Below are 20,681 nucleotides of genomic sequence, written 5' to 3'. Positions count from 1 at the left end.
ATCAGGCTGCGAGCGCGTCGAGCAGCTTCTGATGCACGCCGCCGAAGCCGCCATTGCTCATCACGAGCACATGGTCGCCGGGGCGGGCGGCTGCCGTGACGGCCGCGACCAGCTCGCCGAGGTCCTGATAGGCGGCGGCCTTGTCGCCAAGTGGTGCCAGCGCCTCACCGAGGTTCCAGCCCAGCGCGTCCTTGCCCGCCGGCGCACCGTAGCCGAACACCCGATCGGCGCCTTCCAGGCTGGCCGGCAGTTGCGCGGCCATGACGCCGAGCTTCATCGTATTGGAGCGCGGCTCCAGCACAGCCAGGATGCGGGCGTTGCCCACCCGGCGGCGCAGGCCGTCGAGCGTGGTCTGGATGGCCGTGGGATGGTGCGCGAAGTCGTCATAGACCGTGATGCCGTTGGCCACGCCGCGCACTTCCATGCGGCGCTTGACGTTGGCGAAGCGACCCAGCGACTCGATGGCCTGCGCCGGCGTCACGCCCACATGGCGGGCGGCGGCGATGGCAGCAATCGCGTTCATGCGGTTGTGGGTGCCTTGCAGGTCCCAGACGACCGTGCCCTGCACCGCATCGCCGAACCAGACATCGAAGGCATCCTTGCCCGCCGGGGCCGGCGCCTGCGCATCGCTCTCTTTCCAGTCGCCCACGCCGAACTGCTCGACCTCGCTCCAGCAGCCGCGCTCCAGCACGCGCGCCAGCGCCGGCTCCACGCCGTTCACGAGGATGCGGCCCTGACCCGGCACGGTGCGCACCAAGTGATGGAATTGCGTCTCGATGGCGGCAAGATCCGGGAAGATGTCGGCGTGATCGAACTCGAGGTTGTTCAGGATGGCCGTGCGCGGGCGATAGTGGACGAACTTGCTGCGCTTGTCGAAGAAGGCTGTGTCGTATTCGTCGGCTTCGATGACGAAGAAGTCCGATGGTGTCAGTCGCGCGGAGATACCGAAGTTTTGTGGCACGCCGCCGACCAGGAAGCCCGGGTTGTAGCCAGCGTCCTCAAGGATCCAGGACAGCATCGACGTGGTGGTCGTCTTGCCATGCGTACCGGCCACCGCCAGCACCCATTTGCCGTTGAGCACGTGCTCGCCCAGCCATTGCGGGCCGGAGACGTACGGCAGATTGCGATCGAGGATGGCTTCCATCAGCGGATTGCCACGCGACACCACGTTGCCGATCACGAACAGGTCCGGCTCCGGCGAGAGCTGGGACGGGTCGAAGCCTTCGATCAGGTCGATGCCCTGGGCTTCCAGCTGGGTGCTCATGGGCGGGTAGACGTTGGCGTCGCAGCCGGTCACGCGGTGACCCGCCTGCCGGGCGAGGACCGCAAGGCCGCCCATGAAAGTACCGCAGATGCCGAGGATGTGAATATGCATGGGATGCGTCGGGGGAAATGGCGTGCGCCCGGGGCGCCGGGCGGAATAGCGGTCGATTGTACCCGAGCCCTCCGCCCGGACTGCGACACCCGGCCGCGGCACCAAGCCCGGCACCACGACCAGGCAAGCGGCGTATCATCGCGGCATGTCCAGACGCAACATCCCCGACCCGACCCGCGTACGCGAGGAAATCGCCCAGGCCGCGGCCCGCATGATCGCCGAGGACGGCGCCGACTACGCCACCGCCAAGCGCAAGGCCGCCAAGCAGCTGCTCGGCGACATGCGCGTTGCCGGCGAATGGCTGCCTGATAACGACATGATCGAGGAAGAAGTCCGCGCGTACCAGGCACTGTTCCATCCCGAGAGCCAGCCGCGCATCCTTGCGCTGCTGCGCCGGCTGGCCGTGCTGGCGATGGAAGACCTGGCCAGTTTCCGGCCTTATCTGGTCGGCGCGGTGCTCAACGGCACGGCCACCGAGCATTCCGATGTCTATCTGCAATGCTTCTGCGACAGTCCCAAGGACGTCGCGCTGCACCTGCTCAACGCCGGCGTGGACTTCGACACCAGCGAAAGCCGGCACTTCGCCGGCCGGGGCGACGTGGAGACGCTGAGCTTCCTGTGGCGCGGCCAATGGCCGGCGGCGCGCGAATGCCGCTCGCTGGCCGGCGAGGTCCGCGCGGAACTTGGCGCGCCGGTCGGCATTCATATTGCGCTGTACGATGCCATCGACGAACGCGGCGCCGTGCGGGCGGATGCCAGCGGGCGCGTCGCGCGTGCCGACCTGGCCGCCGTGCGCGCCCTCAGCACCCCCGAGCCGGCCGAACCGCCCGCGCCCTGATCCTCCGAACCCTCTCTATATAGATAGCGCCCCCAGATGACCGCCTCCGCACCCGGCTCCACCCCCATCCGCCGCTCCCGCCTGGGCCTGTGGCTCGTCGTTGCCATCGTGGCCGCCGCTGGCGGCGCCATCGTCGGTCATTTCGCGTTATCTCCCAAGCCGGTGGCCGACCAGGCCGTCGAGACCTTCTTCCAGACCAAGATGCCGGACCCCGCCGGGGTGGAACTGGATCTGACCAAGCTGCGCGGCAAGACCCTGGTGGTGAACTTCTGGGCGCCCTGGTGCGGCCCGTGCGTGGAAGAAATGCCCGAGTTGACGGCCTTGCATGGCGAATATGCCCAGCGCAACGTCGAATTCGTCGGCATCGGCATCGATTCGGCCAGCAATATCCAGCAGTTCCTCAAGAAGGTACCGGTGGCCTATCCACTGGCCGTGGCCGGGTTCGCAGGCACCGAGCTGTCGCGCAGTTTCGGCAACGCGCAGGGTGGCCTGCCCTATACCGTGGTCATCAACCCCGACGGCTCGGTGAAATACCGCAAGATGGGCCGCGTGCACGCCGAGGAATTGCGCAAGGTGCTGCCCGGCGCGTGAAATCGGGCTTCTGGGCCGAAACACGGCCCAACTGCCCGGGATCTCCGCTCAATGGGGTGACTACCACCCCAGTCTGAGCGCGCGGACACCAAATTCCGTGAGAAGACTCTGAAATGCGCCGGCCACGCCACGTGGCCTTGTATCGCGTGCTAGACAAATCCCTCTAAGCTACGGTAATCTCCGCGCAATTTCGTTGATCTGGTCGAGCTACCGTGTCTTCAACTCCCGCCGAAAACGGCGCCGCGCGCTACCGGAAGGTGCTGGTCCTGCATGGACCGAACCTCAATATGCTGGGCACGCGCGAACCGCAGACGTACGGGCACACGACGCTCGCCGACATCAACGATGCGCTGGCAAAACGCGCCGCCACGGCTGGCCTGGATCTTGATACGTTCCAGTCCAACCATGAAGGGGCGCTGGTGGATCGTATCCAGGCAGCACGCGGCGAGGGGGTGGACTTCATCCTCATCAACCCGGCAGCCTATACGCACACCAGCGTGGCGCTGCGCGATGCCCTGGCCGCCGTGGCGATCCCGTTCGTGGAGATACATCTGTCGAACGTGCATCGCCGCGAACCGTTCCGTCATCACTCGTATTTCTCGGATCAGGCCGTGGGCGTGATCTGCGGCCTGGGCTGGCAGGGTTACCTGCTGGCGCTGGAATACGTGCTGGGGCAGACGGCCGCGGCCCCGGGCGATTGAAGGCTGCCCGCGCGTCGGCACAGCATCAGGAATGCCCGGACCCTGCCTCGCGGCCAGCGCGGCAGACCAATCAATGACTCACCGCCGCCGTTTCCTTCCCTCGGGAGGAGACCGGACAACCCGATTCTGGAGGATAAGAAGATGGACCTGCGCAAGCTGAAGACGCTGATCGACCTGGTGGCCGAATCCGGCATCTCGGAACTGGAAGTCACCGAAGGTGACGGCAAGGTACGCATCGTCAAGGCGCCGCCCCAGGTGATCGCCGCCCCGATGGCCATGCCCCAGATGCAGGCCCTGCCGGGCGCTGCCCCCGTCGCCCCGATGGCGCCGGCCGCCGCACCGGAAGCCGCCCAGGTTCCGTCGGGCCACGTCGTCACCTCGCCGATGGTCGGCACGTTCTACCGCGCACCGTCGCCGGGCGCCGCCCCGTTCGTGAACGTGGGCGACACCGTCAAGGAAGGCCAGACCGTCTGCATCATCGAGGCCATGAAGCTGCTCAACGAAATCGAGTGCGACAAGGCCGGCGTGATCAAGGAAATCCTGGTCGAGAACGGCCAGGCCGTCGAATACGGCCAACCGCTGTTCGTGATCGGCTGATGCGAGCCTGCCCGCCGCGCCCCCGTCGCCCGCGCCCAATCGGCCCCGGCACGGGGATCGGGGCGGGCCTGCATCGCCCCTGCTCCCCCATGCTTGGCACGCTTCAGGCCGCCGCGTGGCGCCCTGCTTTGCAACACCGGCCCCGCGCCGGGGCCCGACTTGCCGGGCCGGCACCCGTTCTCGCAGAGAGAGACCATGTTTGAAAAAATTCTGATCGCGAACCGGGGCGAAATCGCCCTTCGCATCCAGCGCGCCTGCCGCGAGCTGGGTATCAAGACCGTGGTGGTGTACTCGGAAGCCGACAAGGAAGCCAAGTACGTCAAGCTGGCCGACGAGGCCGTCTGTATCGGCCCGGCGCCGTCCCCGCTGTCGTACCTGAACATGCCGGCCATCATCTCGGCCGCCGAGGTCACCGACGCCCAGGCCATCCACCCGGGCTACGGCTTCCTGTCGGAGAACGCCGACTTCGCCGAGCGCGTGGAGAAGTCCGGCTTCGTCTTCATCGGCCCGACCTCGGACAGCATTCGCCTGATGGGCGACAAGGTGTCCGCCAAGCAGTCCATGATCAAGTCCGGCGTGCCGTGCGTGCCGGGCTCCGAAGGCGCCCTGCCCGACGACCCCAAGGAAATCCTGGCCACCGCGCGCCGCGTGGGCTATCCGGTCATCATCAAGGCCGCTGGCGGCGGTGGTGGCCGTGGCATGCGCGTGGTGCACACCGAGGCCGCGCTGATCAACGCCGTCAACATGACGCGCGAGGAAGCCGGCCGCGCCTTCGGCAACCCCGAGGTCTACATGGAGAAGTTCCTGGAGAATCCGCGCCACGTGGAAATCCAGATCCTGGCAGACCAGCACCGGCAAGCCATCTGGCTGGGCGAGCGTGACTGCTCGATGCAGCGCCGCCACCAGAAGGTGATCGAGGAAGCACCGGCCCCGCACATCCCGCGCCGCCTGATCGAGCGCATCGGCGACCGCTGCGCCGAGGCCTGCAAGAAGATCGGCTACCGGGGCGCCGGCACGTTCGAGTTCCTGTACGAGAACAACGAGTTCTACTTCATCGAGATGAACACGCGCGTGCAGGTGGAACACCCGGTCACCGAGATGATCACGGGCATCGACATCGTGCAGGAACAGATCCGCATCGCCTACGGCGAGAAGCTGCGCTTCCGCCAGAAGGACGTGCAGATCCAGGGCCACGCCCTCGAGTGCCGGATCAACGCCGAGGACCCGTTCAAGTTCACGCCGTCGCCGGGCCGCATCACCGCCTGGCACATGCCGGGCGGCCCCGGCGTGCGGGTGGACTCGCACGCGTATGATGGCTACTTCGTGCCGCCTAACTACGATTCGATGATCGGCAAGATCATCACGTACGGCGCCACGCGTGACCAGGCCATCGCCCGCATGCGCATCGCGCTGTCGGAGATGGTGGTGGACGGCATCCTGACCAATGTGCCGCTGCACCGCGAACTGATGCTCGATGCCAACTTCGTCGAAGGCGGCACCAGCATCCATTATCTTGAACACCGCCTGGCCCAGAAGGCCGTGGCCAAGGGCGAGAAGGCCTGAGGCCCCGCCTCGGCCGGCATCGTCGCAGCAAGGAATCACGTGGCTTTCCAGGAATGTGTGATCGAAATTGCGCAGGAGCAGGCCGAGGCCTGGTCCGACGCATTGTTCGACCTCGGCGCGCTGTCGGTCTCGGTGGAAGACGCCGATGCCGACACGCCCGATGAGCAGCCGCTGTTCGGCGAGCCCGGGCTCGAGCCGACGCGGCTGGCCTGGAACCGCTCGCGCGTGGTGGCCCTGTTCGACGACGAGACCGACCCGGCGCTCGTGGTGGCTGCGGCCGCCAACGCGCTGAATGTCGATCCGGTGCCGGACTTCGCGTTGCGCGCGGTGGAAGACCAGGACTGGGTGCGCCTGACCCAGTCGCAGTTCGCGCCGATCCGCATCGGCGAACGGCTCTGGGTGGTGCCGTCGTGGCACGACGCCCCGGAGCCGGACGCCGTGGTGCTGGAGCTGGACCCCGGCCTGGCCTTCGGCACGGGCAGCCATCCGACCACGCGGCTGTGCATGCAGTGGCTCGAGCAGAACGTGCGGGCCGGCGAGACCGTGCTCGATTACGGCTGCGGCTCGGGCATCCTGGCCATCGTCGCCAAGAAACTCGGTGCGGGCGATACGCTCGGCATCGACATCGATCCGAATGCCGTGGAGGCGTCGCGCTACAACGCGGAACGCAACCAGGTGGCGGCCACTTTCGCGCTGCCGGATTCCGTATCAGACGCCACCTACAACCTCGTGGTGGCCAATATCCTCTCCAATCCGCTCAAGCTGATGGCGGCCATGCTCAGTGCGCGCGTGCGCCCGGGCGGCCGGCTGATCCTCTCGGGCGTGCTGGAACGGCAGGCGGACGAAGTGGCCGCCGCCTATGCGCCCTGGCTGGCCATGTCGGTCTGGCGCAGCGAGGAAGGCTGGGTCTGCCTGCACGGCACCCGCGCCGACGCCGCCAGCTCCTCCGCCAACCCTTCCTGATTCGACACCATGGCTGCCGCCAAGCTTGTCACGCGTTGTCCGGCCTGCCGCACCGCGTTCCGGCTTGTGGCGGACCAGTTGCGCCTGCGCCAGGGCCTGGTCCGTTGCGGACAGTGCGATACCGTCTTCGACGCGCGCGAACACCTGATTGAAGTGCCGGTACCGGCCGCCTCGGCTGCCGCGCCGACGCCTGCGCCGGTGCCGACGACGGTGTCAACGACTGCCGGCCCGAGCGTGGCCGCTGCGCTGGCCCATGCCGAGCAGGCCCAGGCCAACGCGCGTGCCCATGCGCAGGAAACGCCGTTCGATCCGGGCTTCGATCCCGGCTATGACGTGCCGGCGCTCGATTCGCCGACCATGATGATGCCGGAGGCCGAGCAGCCGCCGGTACGGCAAGAGCCAGCACCCGAGGCGCCACCGGCGCCGCAGCCGGAAGTGGAACTGGGTCTGGCGCCGGAACATGAGAACGAAGTCGAGCCGGAACCGGTGGTTGTGCCAGAACCGGAACCGGCGCCCGTGGCGGAAGTTGCGCCCGAGCCGGAACCCGAACCCGAGCCCGAGCCCATAGAGGAAGCCGCAGCGCCCGCGCCTGTCGCGCCGTCGGCACCCTGGCCGACCCTCGATCATTCGGCCTTTGGCGAACCTCCCCCTGCCCCGGCGGCACCCGCCCCGGCCGTGCCGGCGCACTCGTCACTCGACCCCGCTGCGGCATTCGCCCCGGCGTCGGCCAGCCCGCCGCCGTCCGGCGCGTACAGCGCCAGGGCCGCGTGGCCGCCGGTGCCGTCCTCGAGTCCATCCCCCAGCCCCACGCCGGAGGCGGCCGAGTCGCTGCCGCCGACCAACCCCTTCCCGCATACCGAGCCGGTACGCAGCGCGAGCGAATACCTGCGTGCCGCCGATCCCACCGTGGCGCCGGCCGAGGAATTCGCGCGTGAAGGGGAGGACGATGTCGCGTCGGCCAGCGCCAATGCGCTCGATACGTCGCGCGAGGGCACGCCCGATGCCATCGCACGCGAATCCACCACGCGCCACTGGATCCGCCGCGAGGTATCGCCGGGCCCGGTCTTCGCCCCCGATTTCCTGCGCCACGCGCGTGACCGCGAACGCGCGCGCCCGGCACGCGCCAAGGTGGTCGTGCCTGTCAGCAAGCGCGTCTGGGTGCGCATCGCCGTGGTGCTGCTGGCCATCGGCGCGCTGCTGCAGGGCGCCTACCTCGGCCGCAGCCAGCTGGCCGGCCGCGTGCCGGTGCTGCGTCCGCTGCTCGAGGCCGCCTGTGCGCCACTTGGCTGCGAGGTGCCGCCCTGGCGCGACCTCGAAGCGCTGCGCATCGACAGCTCCCAGCTTCAGAAACAGGACGAGGCAACCGATGTTTACCAGCTCGCCGTCACCATGCGTAACCAGGGCCGCGCCACTACCGCGCTGCCCGCGATCGAACTGGTGATGACCGACCTGCAAGACCAGTTGCTGCTGCGCCGCGTGCTGCAACCGACCGAATACCTCGAGCCCGCGCAGCGTGCCTTCGCAACGCTGGGCCTGCGCGCGGGCAGCGAGCTGCCGGTTCGGGTACGATTCCGGACAGACCAGACGGCGGCCAACTACCGCGTGCTGATCTTCTACCCCTGATATCCAGCGCCCCGCCGCGCCGCCGGTTCGCACCGGGCAGCGCGGACGAACATCCCATCCCAGTACAGGAGTGACCATGAGCAATGTGACCCTCGGCGGCAACGCCATCGAAGTTGGCGGCAAGTTTCCCCAGGCAGGCGACAAGGCCCCCGACTTTTCCCTCGTGGGCAAGGACCTGAAGGATGTGAAGCTGGCCGACTTCGCCGGCAAGCGCAAGGTGCTGAACATCGTGCCGAGCCTGGATACGCCGGTGTGCCAGGCATCCGCCCGCAAGTTCAATGAAGCTGCCAGCACGCTGGACAACACCGTGGTGCTGACCATCTCGGCCGACCTGCCGTTCGCCATGGGCCGCTTCTGCACGGCCGAAGGCCTGGCCAACGTGGTGCCGCTCTCGACCATGCGTGGCGCCGAGTTCAAGAACGCCTATGGCGTGGACATCAAGACCGGCCCGCTGGCCGGCGTGGCCGCACGCGCCGTGGTCGTGCTCGACGAAAACAACGCTGTGAAGTACAGCGAACTCGTGCCCGAGATCAAGCAAGAACCGAACTACGACGCCGCCCTGGCCGCGTTGAAGTAAGCTGCCGGAGGCCTTCGGCATCACCGGTATCTGACAAGTACGAACGCCGCCCGTCTCCGCACGGGCGGCGTCTTTTTCAACCGTATCATCCGTATTCGATTGCGAGGAAGAATGGCCAGCTTGATCTGTGGCTCCGTTGCCTACGACACCATCATGACGTTCGACGGGCGCTTCCGCGAACACATCCTGCCCGACCAGATCCACATGCTGAACGTGTCGTTCCTGGTGCCGGGCATGCGGCGAGAGTTTGGCGGCTGCGCCGGCAACATCGCCTACACGCTCAAGATGCTCGGCGGCGAGCCAGTGGTGATGGGCACCGTGGGCGAGGACGCCGGCCCGTACCTGGACTACCTGCGCAAACTCGACATCGTCACGGATCACATCCGCACGCTGCCGGGCACCTTCACCGCGCAGGCGATGATCACGACCGATCTCGACAACAACCAGATCACCGCCTTCCACCCGGGCGCGATGAGCCAGTCGCAGCTGAACAGCGTGCAGGATGCGCTGACGGCCGGCCGCCAGCCCGCCCTTGGCATCGTGGCGCCGGACAGCCGCGAGGGCATGCTGCACCACGCGCAGCAGTTCGCCGAAGCCGGCATTCCGTTCATCTTTGATCTGGGTCAGGCCATGCCCCTGTTCAACGGCGAAGACCTGCGCCAGTTCATTGAACTCGCCAGCTACGTGACGGTCAATGACTACGAAGCGCAGGTCCTGCTGTCCCGCACGGCCTGGACCAGCGCCGAGGTTGCCGCCAAGGTTCGCGCGTTCATCGTGACGCACGGCGAGCGCGGCGCCAGCATCTTTGCCGATGGCCAGCAGTACGCCATTCCGGCCGTGCCCGCCGAACAGGTCGTCGACCCCACCGGTTGCGGCGACGCCTTCCGCGGCGGCCTGCTCTACGGCATCGAAAACGGGTTGGACTGGGAAACCACCGGCCGCCTCGCCTCGCTCATGGGCGCGCTCAAGATCGCCCGCCAGGGGCCGCAGAACCACTGGCTCTCGCGCGAGGACATCGGCAACCGGTTCCAGTCCGCATTCGGTTACCGCTACGCGTAAGCCGGACGCTGCCGGCGCCGTGCCCACAAGGCGGCGGCGCCCGGCCGGCATCCGCCGACATCGCGGAGCGCGGGTCTTTACGGGAAGGAAGTCAATCATGAGAAACATCGTGCCGAACATCGTCCGCACCGGCGGCGTGGCCGTCCTGGTGGCGGCAAGCCTGGTCTCGGGCTGCGCCAGCTGGTCGAACTCCAACAGCGTCTACACCTCGGGCCAGGCCCAGCGTGAGCAGACCGTGCGCTACGGCGTGGTGGAGGGCGTACGCGAGGTGCTGATCCAGGGCGGGCAGACCGGCGCGGGCACGCTGGCCGGTGGCGCCATCGGCGGCATCGCGGCGGGCAGCACCATCGGCGGCGGCAACGGCGCGATTGCGGCGGGCCTGCTGGGCGCAGTGATCGGCGGCCTGGCCGGCAGCGCGGCGGAGAACAAGATCCAGCAGCGTCGCGGCCTGGAGATCACGGTGAAGCTCGACAACGGCGAGATGCGCGCCATCACCCAGGAAGCCGACGAGGCGTTCCGACCCGGCGAGCGCGTGCGCCTGCTGTCCTCGGGCGGCGTGACGCGCGTGACCCACTGATCGCACCACGCACCCGGACCGGGCACACCGTGCCCGACCCCAACGCCGCGCGCCTCCGGGCCGCGGCGTTTTTCTTTGGGCGATAAAAAACCCGCCGGGCGAATGCCATCGGCGGGTCGGCAAGACAGCTGTCTTGCGGACCGGATACGAGGTATCCGGTCAGTGCGGCACGCGATGCGTGCCCTGGCGCTTCCCAGTTGTGATCGTTCGCACGAGGCGAAGCGATTACGGACGGGTACCCGTCGGGAACGGCCAGGCCGCAGCCGGGTTCAGCGCGGTCTTTGCAGCAGCAGCGGGTGCAACGGCAGGAGCCGCGGCAGGCTTGGCAGCAGGCGCCTTCTTGGCAGCCGGCTTCTTCGCAGCAGCCTTCTTGGCAGCCGGCTTCTTCGCAGCAGCAGGCTTCTTGGCAGCAGCAGGCTTCTTCGCAGCAGCCGGCTTCTTCGCAGCAGCAGCCTTCTTGGCCGGTGCAGCCTTCTTGGCCGGAGCGGCCTTCTTGGCTACAGCCTTCTTGGCGGCCGGCTTCTTGGCGGCAACGGCCTTCTTGGCCGGGGCCTTCTTGGCGGCTACCTTCTTGACCGCGGCCTTCTTGGCCGGGGCTGCCTTCTTGGCGACTACCTTCTTGGCTGCAACCTTCTTCGTTGCAACCTTCTTGGCGGCTACCTTCTTCACAGCGGCCTTCTTTGCCGGTGCCTTCTTGGCGGCTACCTTCTTGGCAGCAACCTTCTTCGTTGCAACCTTCTTGGCAGCAGCCTTCTTGGCGGCCGGAGCAGCCTTCTTGGCGGCGACCTTCTTCACGACGGCCTTCTTGGCGGCCGGCTTGGCGGCTTTCTTAGCCGCCGGCTTTTTCTTTGCAGCAGTTGCCATGGATAACTCCTTCACTAGCGTGAAATATCGAATGACCTAGGATGGCGACCCGACCGACCCGAAGCGCGATACCGCGTGACTCCAGTCGAGCGAGCGATTCATCGGCGCACGGCACAGCTTCGGTCGCACGCTAATGAATTCGGTGACAGGGATGCCGCGACACGCGGCGTTCAAGCGGCAGCGCAACGGACCCCCGCGGGCGGCAAAGCCAGCCTGCAGGCGGGTGTCCGGGGCATGCCGCGCCCTGGAATATTCGATTGGCCCGCGCCGCCCGTTACGTCGGCGCACGACCAGGAAAGAGGAGATATCGGTCAGCAGGCCTGCGGTGCGGGCATGGCCTCGCGCACGGCAGACGGCAATCATTCGGGGGTAGCTCGCCCATCCCGTCACTGGGCTACAGGAGACTGCACGCGTTTTGAGAAGCCGGTTCGGCTTGGTCTGCGTCAAAGTTCTGGTGCTCCTCGGCTACCCGCATTCACTGCATCGAGTCATCGCCATCATCGTTGCTTCTGCTTGTTGCTTGTCGCTGCGATACGTCGATGCAATGAACTGAGACTCTTGTCAAGGCGAATCATAATTCGTTTGTTCGATGATGTTAAGAAAAAAGTGCAAAAAAACTTGCGTGCGCGAGCGAGTCGATCTACTTCGCTCACGCATCGCGATGACAGCATCATCGACACGCTTGTTCATCTCGACTTCCACACGCCTTCCGAAGTTCCTCCGCGAGGTCGATGCGCGTCGATTCGATGGCGTCGCGCACTGCGTCGCACAGCCTCGCGTGACACCTCGCCGCCCTCGATCGCACACTGTCGAAGGCTGCCGAACGCGCCGTCATCACGCACGGCGGCGCGCCGCGTGATCCACCGGAAAGCCGCATGGATGTTGGCTTTCACGGCGATGGCATGTAATGCGCACGGTGCCTCGCCACGGCATGCTGGCCGCGCACGCGCACGCCGCGATGGCCTCGCACGGCGACGCTCCGGCACTCGCTCGGCACGCTTCACGCGCATCGATGCGCGAGGGTTCGATGTCATCGCGTCGGACATGCGCCGACACCGCCGTGCGTCGATCCGACAGTTGCGCGAGTACGACGAAAGAGTGATGCGTCAACGCAACGGTTTGTCACCCTGCTCGATGCGATGACGATGTTTGGACACGCTTCGACACGTCATCGACACGCGCCGGCATCGCTTCGACAGCGCGCGACACCACCCGCGACACACCCGATGCAGCGTCGCACCGCGTGCGTGCGACACAGCGCTGCGTGGTCAGAGAACACAGCGTGCCGATGGGGTGTCGATGAGGTACCGGCCGAGCGTCCGCAGGCGCCCGGACGACCCCGGAGTTCCCCTTAGAGGAATGCTTCGGCCCCGCCGCGCGGCGTCGCATGCTGCACGGCATAATCCCGCAAACCCCCGTACGGCGGTCGATTGCGGGGGACGGCGGCGCACCGCTGGTGCGTACGCAAACGCGCAGTGGTGATTGCGGTGCGGCGCGCGCGCCAGTAGATTGGCGTCGCGACACCTTCGCACCATCCCGACACACTGAACCAGGAGACCCTCATGCGCATTTCCCTCCCACGCACGCTGCTGCGCGCCACCGTGTTCGCGGCCGCCTTCGCCGCCAGCGCCGTGGCGCTCGCGCAGGCCACGCCGGCCGGCACGTGGAAGACCATCGACGACGCCACCGGCAAGCCGCGCGGCGTGATCGAGATCACCGAGAAGGACGGCGTCTACAGCGGGCGCCTCGTGAAGAGCCTGGTGGAGACCGCCGAGAGCAAACCCAAGGTCTGCGACAAGTGCACCGACGCCCGCAAGGACCAGCCGGTCATCGGCATGACGCTGCTGACGGGCCTGCGCAAGACGGGCGACAACGAGTACACCGGCGGCGAGATCCTCGACCCCGAGACCGGCAAGCTTTACAAGTGCAAGATGGCGCTGGCGGACGACGGCAAGAAGCTCAACGTGCGCGGCTTCATCGGCATCAGCCTGATCGGCCGCACCCAGACCTGGGAACGCGATCATTGACCGGTCATCGGTTCCCGCACGCCGTCCTCGCCCTCCTCTCCCTCCTTGCCGTCACACTGTGCACAGCATGAATAGCGCCGCCGCCCGCCCCGGGCGCCGGCCGCCCTCCCCGCTGCGCTGATCCGCCGTCAGGCAATTGACAGCCGCATTCGGTACCATCGACGTTGGTACACACCACAACAGATACCGGAGACAAGCATGCGTATCCCCATCCATGGCGGGGCGATGGCCCTCGCCCTCGCCACCGCCGCGCTGTGCGGCACCGCCCCGGCCCATGCCGCCGACGCCTGGCCCAACCACGTGATCAAGTTCGTCGTGCCGTTCACGGCAGGCGGCGCCAACGACCTCGTCGCTCGCGCGGGGGCCGAAGCGGTGAGCAAGCGGATCGGCCAGCCCGTGGTGATCGAGAACCGGCCGGGCGCCGGCGGCGTGGTCGGCGCGGACTACGTCGCCAAGAGCAAGCCGGACGGCTACACCTTCCTGGTGGGCGCCGTGGGCACGGTCACCAACAGCCTGATTCGCACGAAGATGCCGTATGCGCCCGATGACCTCGTGCCGGTTGGGCTGATCGCGGTCAGCCCGTCGGTCATCGTCGCGTCGCCGTCGCTGCCGGTGAACAACCTCAAGGATCTGATCGAGTACTCGAAGAAGCAGGGTGGCGCGCCGTTCGCCACCGCCGGCAGCGGCAGCACGCCCCACTTCGTCGAGGAGATGCTCAAGGAGAAGGGCGCGCAGCTGACCGTGGTGCCGTACAAGAGCGGCTCGGAGAGCATCACGGCGGTGATCGGCGGCCAGGTGGCGGCGACTTCGGAGGCCAGCGTGGTGGTATTGCCACAGATCAAGGCCGGCAAGCTCAAGGCGCTGGGCGCAACCTGGGACAAGCGCATGGCTGCCGCGCCCAACATCCCCACCACGGCCGAGCAGGGCCTGCCCGAGGTGCGGATCGGCCATTGGGCCGGCATCTTCGCGCCGAAGGGCACGGATCCGGCGATCATCAAGCGGCTGAATGCGGAGCTGACCGCCGGCATGCAGACGCCGGAGATCCGCGAGCGGCTGCTGCCAAACGGCATCGAGCCGGCGGGCGGCTCGGTGGAGAGCTTCGTCGCGTTCATCCATGCCGAGCGCGAGCGGCTCGGTCGCCTGGCGAAGAACGCGCACATGACCGCCGAGTAACGATTACAACGCTGTGACGACGCTGTGACGAGATAACGGCCCGCATCGACGGGCCGTTTTCGTTTTTCTGCTATGCCAGCGAGGCCGGCACCGCTTACATCCGGTACCGCAGCGTGGCCACCACGCTACGCGGCGCGCCGGGCATGTTCAGGTTCGGACTCGAACCGTGCGCGGAGACGATGTAGCCCTGGTTGAAGAGGTTGTAGACATTGAGCTGGGCCTCGAACGGGCCCCGGCGGTACCAGGCCATCATGTCGGCCGTGACATAGCCGGGCAGCGTGACCGTGTTGGCCGGATCGGCCATGCGCGCGCCGACGAGGTTCAGGCCGCCACCCACGCCAAAGCCATGTCCGAGCGACTTGGTCAGCCATAGGTTGCCCGAGTGGCGCGGCGTCAGCGTGGCGCGCTTGCCTTCCAGCGCGGCGGTCGACTTCGTCACCGTGGCATCCAGGTAGGCATAGCCGGCCAGCACCTTCCAGCCCTGCCCCAGCTCGGCGGCGCCGCTCAGCTCCACGCCGTCGGTGCGCTGCTCGCCAATCGGCATCAGGGCCGTGCCGGTGGCATTCGCCACCTTGATATTGCTGCGCTCGAGCCGGAACACCGACACCGTGGTGCTGGCCTTGCCGTCCAGGAAGTCGTACTTGGCGCCCAACTCGGTATTGTTGGTGGTCTCCGGTGCCAGTTCGGCGTTGTTGGCGGCCAACGAGAAGTTCTCGCCCGACGGCTGGAACGACTTGCTCCACGACAGGTAGTAGGACTGCACCTTCGACGGCTGCCACACCAGCCCCGCGCGCGGGCTCCAGTTGTTGTCGGTGCGCGCCAGGTTGGGCTGGCCCGGCCGGCGCTCGATGGTCTCCTGCTCGAAGCGGTCGTAGCGCACGCCCACCAGCGCCTTCCAGTGCTCGGTCAGCGTCATCATGTCCTGCGTGTACAGGCCGAGCGTCTTGAAGATGCCGAGGTTGTTGGCCGATGGCGTGCCGCCCACCAGCAGCGGCAGCACGGGCAGCACCGGGTTGAACAGGTTCACCGTGGCCACGTTGTTGCGCGAGTAGTTGACCAGGTCCTTGTTCTGCTGGCCGACTTCCACCCCGTAGAGCAGTTCGTGCTGCATCCCGAAGAGCGTGGCCTTCTGCGTCAGGTCGGTCTGGTTGAACCAGCCGTGTTCTTCGCGATACACATTGGAACGATTGAACGACACGGTCTGGGCCACCTCGTTGACCGTGCCGGACAGCGTGTTGTTACGGTCGAGCGAGTAATGGTAGTAGCGCGTGGCGTTGCGGATCGACCAGTTCTCATTGAAGCGATGGTTGATCGTGGCCGTGCCCGAGTACACGCGCGACTCCGAGGTATCCACATCGCGCGCGTTGGCCGCGCCGTAGTAGGTGGAGGGCCGCACGTTCACCGGACGGCCCCGGTACGCCGGAATGCCGAAGTCGGTAACGCGCTTGTCCTCGAGGTAATCGGCCTGCAGCAACACCGTGGTCTGGGGCGCGAGGCGCAGCTCCAGCGACGGCGCGATCGCCGAGCGGCGCAGGAATTGCTGCGAGCGGTAGCTGTCGGCATCCTCCAGCGCGCCGGTCAGGCGGAACGCCGCGGCGCCGTTGCCGAACACCTTGCCGACGTCGACTTCGGCCCGCTTGTCGGCCCACGAGCCGTAGCTGAAGCTGAAGTCGGCCACGTCGATGCCCGGCTTCTTGGTCACGCGGTTGATCAGGCCGCCGGACGAGCCCCGGCCATACAGCACGGCGGCCGGGCCCTTGATGACTTCCACGCGGTCGACGTTGGAGAGGTCGCGGAAGTACAGCGCGTCGTCACGGATGCCGTCCACGAACTGGTCGGCGATGGCCGAGAAGCCACGGATCGACACTTGGTCACGCTGGCCGTCGCCGGTGGAAAAGCTCACACCCGGCACGTTCTTGAGAACGTCCTGCATCGAGTTGGCATGCTGGTCCTGCATGACCTCGCTGGTGACCACGTTGACGGTCTGCGGAATGTCGCGCAGCGGCGCCTCGGTACGCGTGGCGCTGACCGCGTTGGGCGGGTTGTAGCCGGCGCCAAGCTCCCGGCTGACGTCCGCCTTGACGGTGACCGCAGGCAGCTCCTGCGGCGCGGGCGCGGGGGTTTCCGACTGTGCGTGGGCGATGCCGGCAGGCAAGGCGTGGGCAGCGAACAGTGCGAGGACGGCAGTCCGCACCGCATGTGGCTTTTGACTCATATTTCCCTGTAATGCGTTGTAATATTTTTACGAAAATGCGACGCATTATCATTTACTGGGGGGACGCGAGGTCAACGCATCACGCGAAGAATATGCAAAGTCAGACATATTTGCGCCGCTTGCGGCGCATTTACGTCGAACGATAACAGCCGTCAGCCGAACTGCTCGCTCAGCGCGAGGCGCGCTTCGCCGATGAATTCGCTCTCGCCGCGCCGGGCGGGCAGCAGGTAGAACTCGGCATCGGGCAGTGCCGGCAGGCGCCAGCGCGAGACGGCGGCGGTATCGAGCGGCGTCACGCCCGGCCCGATGGCCGACGCATTGAGGCAGGACACGCCAAGCCCCGCCGCCAGCGCCAGGTGCAGCCCTGCCACGCCGGACGCCGAGTGGGCGATGTCGAACGCGCGCTTGCGGCGCATGAGCAGTTGCACCACGAACTGGTGCATCGAGCAGGTGTCGGGCAGTAGCACCAGTGGCAGCGTGGGCTGCGGCGATTCGGCGATCTCCGGCGCGGCCACCCAGGCCAGCCCTTCGCGCCGCAACAGCGTGCCGGCACGATCGCCGCGCTCTGACCGTTCGGCGCGCGTTGCGCGGATCAGCCGCATGCTGAGGCCGATGTCGAAGGTGTCCAAGTCAGCGGCGGCCTCGATCGCGGCGCTCTTCATCACCGTGACGTGCAGTTTCAGATACGGATAGCGGTCTCGCAGACGGCGCAGCATGCCGGCAATCTCGCCCGGCCGGAAGTAATCGGTCACGGCAAGCCGCAGTTCGCCGTCGAGCGTGCGGCCGCGCAGTTCCTGCATCGCCATGTCGTTCAGCGAGAGGATGCGGCGCGCGTATTCCAGCAGCCGCGCACCGGCCGGCGTGACCGCCGCGCCCTTCTTGCCGCGCGTGAGCAGCGGCACGCCCGCGCGCTCCTCCAGCTTGCGCAACTGCTCGCTGACCGACGACTGCGACAGGAACAGGCGCGGCGCCGCCGCAGACAGGCTGCCGCTGTCGGCCACCGTCACGAAAGTCTTCAACTGATCGGTCTCGAATCCCCGCATGGCGCCTGCTCCCGTCCCTGGTCACACCCCACTATCTCGCATTTTTATGATTCGGTGTTACCGATGGATGGTATCGCAAATTCCTGCTTTTCCGATGTAACGGCGACCACTACGATAGTTTCCACGACACCGATTTCCGGTTCGCACCATCCAGAACAAGGAGCCAGCCATGCCCCACATCAACCTCCAGATCTCCGGCCAGCCCGACGCCGAACTGACCCGCCGCGCCGCAGCCACCGTGGCCGAGCTGACCCAGCGCATCCTGCGCAAGGAAGAGAACGTCATCGCCGTCACGGTGGGCTACCTGCCGCGCGAGCAATGGATCATCGGCGGCAAGGCGCTGTCCGACCGCAGCGACGGCCGCAACGCCTTCCAGCTCGACATCAGCGTGACCGACGAAACCAACACCAAGGCCGAGAAGGCGCTGTACCTGAAGGAGACGTTCGCCGCGCTCTCCGAGGTGATTGGCGATGTGAACAAGGTGTCGTATATCCACGTCATCGACGCCCGCGCGGCCGCCTACGGCTATGGCGGACTGAGCCAGGAATACCGGCACCAGCACGGTTGAGTGGCTCCGCCGCGCCGGCCACCTTGTGCCGGCCGGCAATGTTAACTAGTGTGATGGAGCGCGGCGTGGCCGGCACGCCGCCTCATGACACCGGAGCCAATCGATGAAGACCGTCACGCTGCCCGGCGGCGAGCGCGTGCCCGCGCTGGGCATGGGTACCTGGAATATCGGCGATCACCGCAACACGCGGGCCGAGGAAATCGCCACGCTGCGGCTCGGGCTGGACCTCGGGCTGCGGCTGATCGACACCGCTGAAATGTATGGCGAGGGGTTGTCCGAATCGCTGATCGGCGAGGCCATCGCGGGCCGGCGCGACGAGGTGTTCCTCGTCAGCAAGGTCTACCCGCACAACGCCAGCCACGAGGGCGTGGTGGCCGCGTGCGAGCGCAGCCTGCGCCGGCTGGGTACCGACCGGCTCGACCTCTACCTGCTGCACTGGCGCGGCGGCGTGCCGCTCGAGGAGACCATGGCGGCGTTCCTGGCGCTGCGCGAGGCCGGCAAGATCCGACATTTCGGCGTCAGCAACCTGGACCTGTCCGATATGGAAGAGCTGTGGGAGGTGCCGGGCGGCGACGAGGTGGCGGCGAACCAGCTGCTCTACAACCTGAGCCGGCGCGGCATCGAATTCGATTTGTTGCCATGGCAGCGTGCACGCGGCGTGCCGGTCATGGCCTATTCCCCGATCGAGCAGGCCCGGCTGCTGCGCCATGCAGGGCTCCAGCGCTTTGCCAAGGCGCACGGCATGACGCCGGCCCAGGCGGCGCTGGCCTGGCTGCTGGCCTCGGACGACATCATCGCCATTCCCAAGACCGGCAGCCGCGACCGCCTGCGCGAGAACCTCGGCGCGCTGGAGCACCCCCTGACATCAGAACAGCTTGCCGAACTCGACAAGCTGTTTCCGCCGCCACGCCGGGCCGAGCCGCTGGCGATGCTCTGACTATATATATATATAGGGGATGGGAGCGTCCGACCCGGCGATCAGCGCTGGCCGGACTTGTAGCGCTCCACCTCCACGTAGCGCGTGAGGTAGGTGCGCGCCTTCTCGCGGGTGTCGGTGGTCACGCGGTCAGCCGCCTGCCGGGCGCTGGTCTGGCCGTGCGCCGAACTCATCTGGGCCGAGAGATAGGACTGGAAGGCGTCGTGCATCACGCCGAGCTGCGCCTTGCAGGCGTCGAGGGCGCCGGCGGCCACATCCTTCGAGGTGCCCTTGCCCTTCGCGCCGTCGTCGGCCTTGTCCTGCACGCATTCCATGTACTTGGCGCGCTCGGCCTGCCAGCCTGAGTTCAGCGTGGCGACTTCTTGCTTCTGGCTCGGGGTCTCCACGGAGGCCGGGGACGCGCACGCCGCCAGCAGCACCACGGGCACGATCGCGCCGAAGGAAATCAAGGGAGAGAGGGGGGCGAATGTCTTTTTCATGGTCGACAGACCGTCCGCACGGGCGGGCGGTTCCTAAAGTGCGCTGGCGCATTTGCAAGAAAGTATGTCAGCCCGCGTGTCAGAGTCTCTCCTGCCCAGTGTCAGACAAAATCGCATTTAACAATGTGCGCTTGACGCCTATGCTTTAGAGGCGGTTGCAACACACCACCCTCCTGGAGGAAATAATGAAACGTCGAACCTTCCTGTCCGCTGGCGGTGCCGGTCTTGTCACGGTTTCCGGTCTGTCCCTTGGCGCGCTTTCGCTCGCCGGCTGTACTACCACGGGCCCGGGCGATTCGGGCGACAAGACCGCCAAACGGCGCGAGATTGACGCCGGCGCCACGGACACGCTGAATCGGCTGTATTCCACGGTCAAGGGGTCGCAGGACCTTGGCAACAAGGCACGCGGCATCCTGGTTTTCCCGAAACTGCTGTCGGCAGGCTTCGTGGTGGGCGGCGAGTATGGCGATGGGGTGCTGCGCTCCGGCGGCGCCAATCGCGGCTACTACCGCGCCATCTCGGGGTCCATCGGCTGGCAGATCGGCGCGCAATCCAAGGCGTTCGTGCTGATGTTCCTGACGCAGGATTCGTACGACAAGTTCGTGCGCAGCAATGGATGGCAGGTCGGCGCCGACGCCACCGTGGCACTGGCCACCATCGGCGCCAACGGGCAGCTGGACACCAATACGGCCCAGCATCCGATTGTCGGCTTCGCCATGACCAACGCGGGTCTGATGGCCGGCCTGAGCCTCGAAGGCACCAAGATCTCGAAGCTCGATATTTGAGATCGCTTTGCATTCGCATTGCGATCCGCACCGGCACCGCCGGCTTGGCCCGGCGGCATGGCGCGCACTGACGCGGAGAGCGTGACCTCCGCGCCGTGCGCGCCTTTTTCTTGCCGCCCCATTTCC

Annotated in this window: 20 protein-coding genes; 15 read left to right on the top strand and 5 right to left on the bottom strand. The window is 66.9% G+C overall.

What is annotated here, in order from left to right; translation table 11 throughout:
- Position 1 precedes the first annotated feature (1 nt).
- Positions 2-1,375, bottom strand: a complete 1,374-nt coding sequence (gene mpl / locus AC1DFU_RS18770; RefSeq protein WP_441592243.1) for a UDP-N-acetylmuramate:L-alanyl-gamma-D-glutamyl-meso-diaminopimelate ligase — start codon at positions 1,373-1,375, stop codon at positions 2-4.
- Between the two features lie 145 nt (positions 1,376-1,520).
- Here mpl and AC1DFU_RS18765 point away from each other — a divergent pair, with 145 nt between their 5' ends.
- The 10 genes from AC1DFU_RS18765 (at position 1,521) to AC1DFU_RS18720 (ending at position 10,464) form a co-directional block, all read left to right on the top strand.
- A complete protein-coding gene (locus AC1DFU_RS18765; RefSeq protein ID WP_441592241.1) occupies positions 1,521-2,213 on the top strand; it encodes a UDP-N-acetylmuramate--alanine ligase in 693 nt (230 codons plus the stop codon).
- A 36-nt stretch (positions 2,214-2,249) separates the two neighbouring features.
- Complete coding sequence (locus tag AC1DFU_RS18760; RefSeq protein WP_441592239.1) at positions 2,250-2,804, top strand: TlpA family protein disulfide reductase; 555 nt, start codon at positions 2,250-2,252, stop codon at positions 2,802-2,804.
- A 212-nt stretch (positions 2,805-3,016) separates the two neighbouring features.
- Complete coding sequence (gene aroQ / locus AC1DFU_RS18755) at positions 3,017-3,505, top strand: type II 3-dehydroquinate dehydratase (protein ID WP_441592237.1); 489 nt, start codon at positions 3,017-3,019, stop codon at positions 3,503-3,505.
- 141 nt (positions 3,506-3,646) lie between these two features.
- On the top strand, positions 3,647-4,102 hold the full coding sequence (gene accB, locus AC1DFU_RS18750; RefSeq protein ID WP_092298693.1) for an acetyl-CoA carboxylase biotin carboxyl carrier protein: 456 nt from the start codon (positions 3,647-3,649) through the stop codon (positions 4,100-4,102).
- Between the two features lie 195 nt (positions 4,103-4,297).
- Entirely contained in the window at positions 4,298-5,665 is a 1,368-nt protein-coding gene (gene accC, locus AC1DFU_RS18745) for an acetyl-CoA carboxylase biotin carboxylase subunit (RefSeq protein ID WP_092298690.1), read from the top strand.
- A gap of 39 nt (positions 5,666-5,704) precedes the next feature.
- On the top strand, positions 5,705-6,628 hold the full coding sequence (gene prmA / locus AC1DFU_RS18740) for a 50S ribosomal protein L11 methyltransferase (RefSeq protein WP_441592235.1): 924 nt from the start codon (positions 5,705-5,707) through the stop codon (positions 6,626-6,628).
- 9 nt (positions 6,629-6,637) lie between these two features.
- Positions 6,638-8,251, top strand: coding sequence for a DUF3426 domain-containing protein (locus AC1DFU_RS18735; RefSeq protein ID WP_092298684.1), 1,614 nt, complete (start codon positions 6,638-6,640; stop codon positions 8,249-8,251).
- A 76-nt stretch (positions 8,252-8,327) separates the two neighbouring features.
- Entirely contained in the window at positions 8,328-8,828 is a 501-nt protein-coding gene (gene tpx / locus AC1DFU_RS18730; protein WP_092298681.1) for a thiol peroxidase, read from the top strand.
- A 111-nt stretch (positions 8,829-8,939) separates the two neighbouring features.
- Positions 8,940-9,887 (top strand): carbohydrate kinase family protein, encoded by a 948-nt coding sequence (locus AC1DFU_RS18725; RefSeq protein ID WP_092298678.1) that lies wholly within the window; start codon positions 8,940-8,942, stop codon positions 9,885-9,887.
- A gap of 97 nt (positions 9,888-9,984) precedes the next feature.
- Positions 9,985-10,464 (top strand): outer membrane lipoprotein, encoded by a 480-nt coding sequence (locus AC1DFU_RS18720; protein ID WP_369823518.1) that lies wholly within the window; start codon positions 9,985-9,987, stop codon positions 10,462-10,464.
- A gap of 225 nt (positions 10,465-10,689) precedes the next feature.
- Here the strand turns inward: AC1DFU_RS18720 and AC1DFU_RS18715 are convergent, their stop codons facing one another.
- A complete protein-coding gene (locus AC1DFU_RS18715) occupies positions 10,690-11,328 on the bottom strand; it encodes a histone H1-like DNA-binding protein (protein WP_092298675.1) in 639 nt (212 codons plus the stop codon).
- Between the two features lie 1,562 nt (positions 11,329-12,890).
- On the opposite strand from AC1DFU_RS18715, the gene AC1DFU_RS18710 reads away from it, so the two are divergent.
- Both AC1DFU_RS18710 and AC1DFU_RS18705 read left to right on the top strand, forming a co-directional pair.
- Positions 12,891-13,355 carry a DUF2147 domain-containing protein gene (locus AC1DFU_RS18710; protein ID WP_092298671.1) on the top strand — a complete coding sequence of 155 codons (465 nt, stop codon included), beginning with the start codon at positions 12,891-12,893 and terminating at the stop codon, positions 13,353-13,355.
- 198 nt (positions 13,356-13,553) lie between these two features.
- Positions 13,554-14,528, top strand: a complete 975-nt coding sequence (locus AC1DFU_RS18705; protein WP_441592231.1) for a Bug family tripartite tricarboxylate transporter substrate binding protein — start codon at positions 13,554-13,556, stop codon at positions 14,526-14,528.
- A 94-nt stretch (positions 14,529-14,622) separates the two neighbouring features.
- On the opposite strand, the gene AC1DFU_RS18700 is transcribed toward AC1DFU_RS18705, so the two are convergent.
- Both AC1DFU_RS18700 and AC1DFU_RS18695 read right to left on the bottom strand, forming a co-directional pair.
- Positions 14,623-16,743, bottom strand: a complete 2,121-nt coding sequence (locus AC1DFU_RS18700) for a TonB-dependent receptor (protein ID WP_092298667.1) — start codon at positions 16,741-16,743, stop codon at positions 14,623-14,625.
- A 152-nt stretch (positions 16,744-16,895) separates the two neighbouring features.
- A complete protein-coding gene (locus tag AC1DFU_RS18695) occupies positions 16,896-17,786 on the bottom strand; it encodes a LysR family transcriptional regulator (RefSeq protein WP_092298665.1) in 891 nt (296 codons plus the stop codon).
- A gap of 169 nt (positions 17,787-17,955) precedes the next feature.
- Between AC1DFU_RS18695 and AC1DFU_RS18690 the strand changes: the two genes are divergently transcribed.
- On the top strand, positions 17,956-18,354 hold the full coding sequence (locus AC1DFU_RS18690; RefSeq protein WP_092298663.1) for a tautomerase family protein: 399 nt from the start codon (positions 17,956-17,958) through the stop codon (positions 18,352-18,354).
- Between the two features lie 103 nt (positions 18,355-18,457).
- Positions 18,458-19,291, top strand: a complete 834-nt coding sequence (locus tag AC1DFU_RS18685) for an aldo/keto reductase (RefSeq protein ID WP_092298661.1) — start codon at positions 18,458-18,460, stop codon at positions 19,289-19,291.
- Positions 19,292-19,332: 41 nt separating this feature from the next.
- Here the strand turns inward: AC1DFU_RS18685 and AC1DFU_RS18680 are convergent, their stop codons facing one another.
- The gene (locus tag AC1DFU_RS18680) at positions 19,333-19,770 is read right to left on the bottom strand and encodes a hypothetical protein (RefSeq protein ID WP_255370931.1); all 438 of its coding nucleotides are present in this window, start codon (positions 19,768-19,770) and stop codon (positions 19,333-19,335) included.
- 185 nt (positions 19,771-19,955) lie between these two features.
- On the opposite strand from AC1DFU_RS18680, the gene AC1DFU_RS18675 reads away from it, so the two are divergent.
- Positions 19,956-20,555: a BPSL1445 family SYLF domain-containing lipoprotein gene (locus AC1DFU_RS18675; RefSeq protein WP_092298659.1), complete on the top strand. Its 600-nt coding sequence runs from the start codon at positions 19,956-19,958 to the stop codon at positions 20,553-20,555.
- Positions 20,556-20,681: the final 126 nt, after the last annotated feature.

It is taken from the genome of Cupriavidus sp. 10L45 (assembly GCF_056395225.1).
The sequence above is the reverse complement of the archived record's forward strand: the minus strand, read 5'-3'. Positions and strand labels throughout refer to the sequence as shown.

Bases quoted from the DNA above. Each gene is read 5' to 3' on its own strand.
- AC1DFU_RS18720 (WP_369823518.1), top strand. From the start codon at position 9,985: ATGAGAAACATCGTGCCGAACATCGTCCGCACCGGCGGCGTGGCCGTC.
- AC1DFU_RS18695 (WP_092298665.1), bottom strand. From the start codon at position 17,786: ATGCGGGGATTCGAGACCGATCAGTTGAAGACTTTCGTGACGGTGGCC.
- accC (WP_092298690.1), top strand. From the start codon at position 4,298: ATGTTTGAAAAAATTCTGATCGCGAACCGGGGCGAAATCGCCCTTCGC.
- AC1DFU_RS18760 (WP_441592239.1), top strand. From the start codon at position 2,250: ATGACCGCCTCCGCACCCGGCTCCACCCCCATCCGCCGCTCCCGCCTG.
- AC1DFU_RS18685 (WP_092298661.1), top strand. From the start codon at position 18,458: ATGAAGACCGTCACGCTGCCCGGCGGCGAGCGCGTGCCCGCGCTGGGC.
- AC1DFU_RS18735 (WP_092298684.1), top strand. From the start codon at position 6,638: ATGGCTGCCGCCAAGCTTGTCACGCGTTGTCCGGCCTGCCGCACCGCG.
- AC1DFU_RS18715 (WP_092298675.1), bottom strand. From the start codon at position 11,328: ATGGCAACTGCTGCAAAGAAAAAGCCGGCGGCTAAGAAAGCCGCCAAG.
- AC1DFU_RS18765 (WP_441592241.1), top strand. From the start codon at position 1,521: ATGTCCAGACGCAACATCCCCGACCCGACCCGCGTACGCGAGGAAATC.
- AC1DFU_RS18690 (WP_092298663.1), top strand. From the start codon at position 17,956: ATGCCCCACATCAACCTCCAGATCTCCGGCCAGCCCGACGCCGAACTG.
- AC1DFU_RS18705 (WP_441592231.1), top strand. From the start codon at position 13,554: ATGCGTATCCCCATCCATGGCGGGGCGATGGCCCTCGCCCTCGCCACC.
- AC1DFU_RS18710 (WP_092298671.1), top strand. From the start codon at position 12,891: ATGCGCATTTCCCTCCCACGCACGCTGCTGCGCGCCACCGTGTTCGCG.
- mpl (WP_441592243.1), bottom strand. From the start codon at position 1,375: ATGCATATTCACATCCTCGGCATCTGCGGTACTTTCATGGGCGGCCTT.
- AC1DFU_RS18725 (WP_092298678.1), top strand. From the start codon at position 8,940: ATGGCCAGCTTGATCTGTGGCTCCGTTGCCTACGACACCATCATGACG.
- AC1DFU_RS18680 (WP_255370931.1), bottom strand. From the start codon at position 19,770: ATGAAAAAGACATTCGCCCCCCTCTCTCCCTTGATTTCCTTCGGCGCG.
- AC1DFU_RS18700 (WP_092298667.1), bottom strand. From the start codon at position 16,743: ATGAGTCAAAAGCCACATGCGGTGCGGACTGCCGTCCTCGCACTGTTC.
- AC1DFU_RS18675 (WP_092298659.1), top strand. From the start codon at position 19,956: ATGAAACGTCGAACCTTCCTGTCCGCTGGCGGTGCCGGTCTTGTCACG.
- accB (WP_092298693.1), top strand. From the start codon at position 3,647: ATGGACCTGCGCAAGCTGAAGACGCTGATCGACCTGGTGGCCGAATCC.
- tpx (WP_092298681.1), top strand. From the start codon at position 8,328: ATGAGCAATGTGACCCTCGGCGGCAACGCCATCGAAGTTGGCGGCAAG.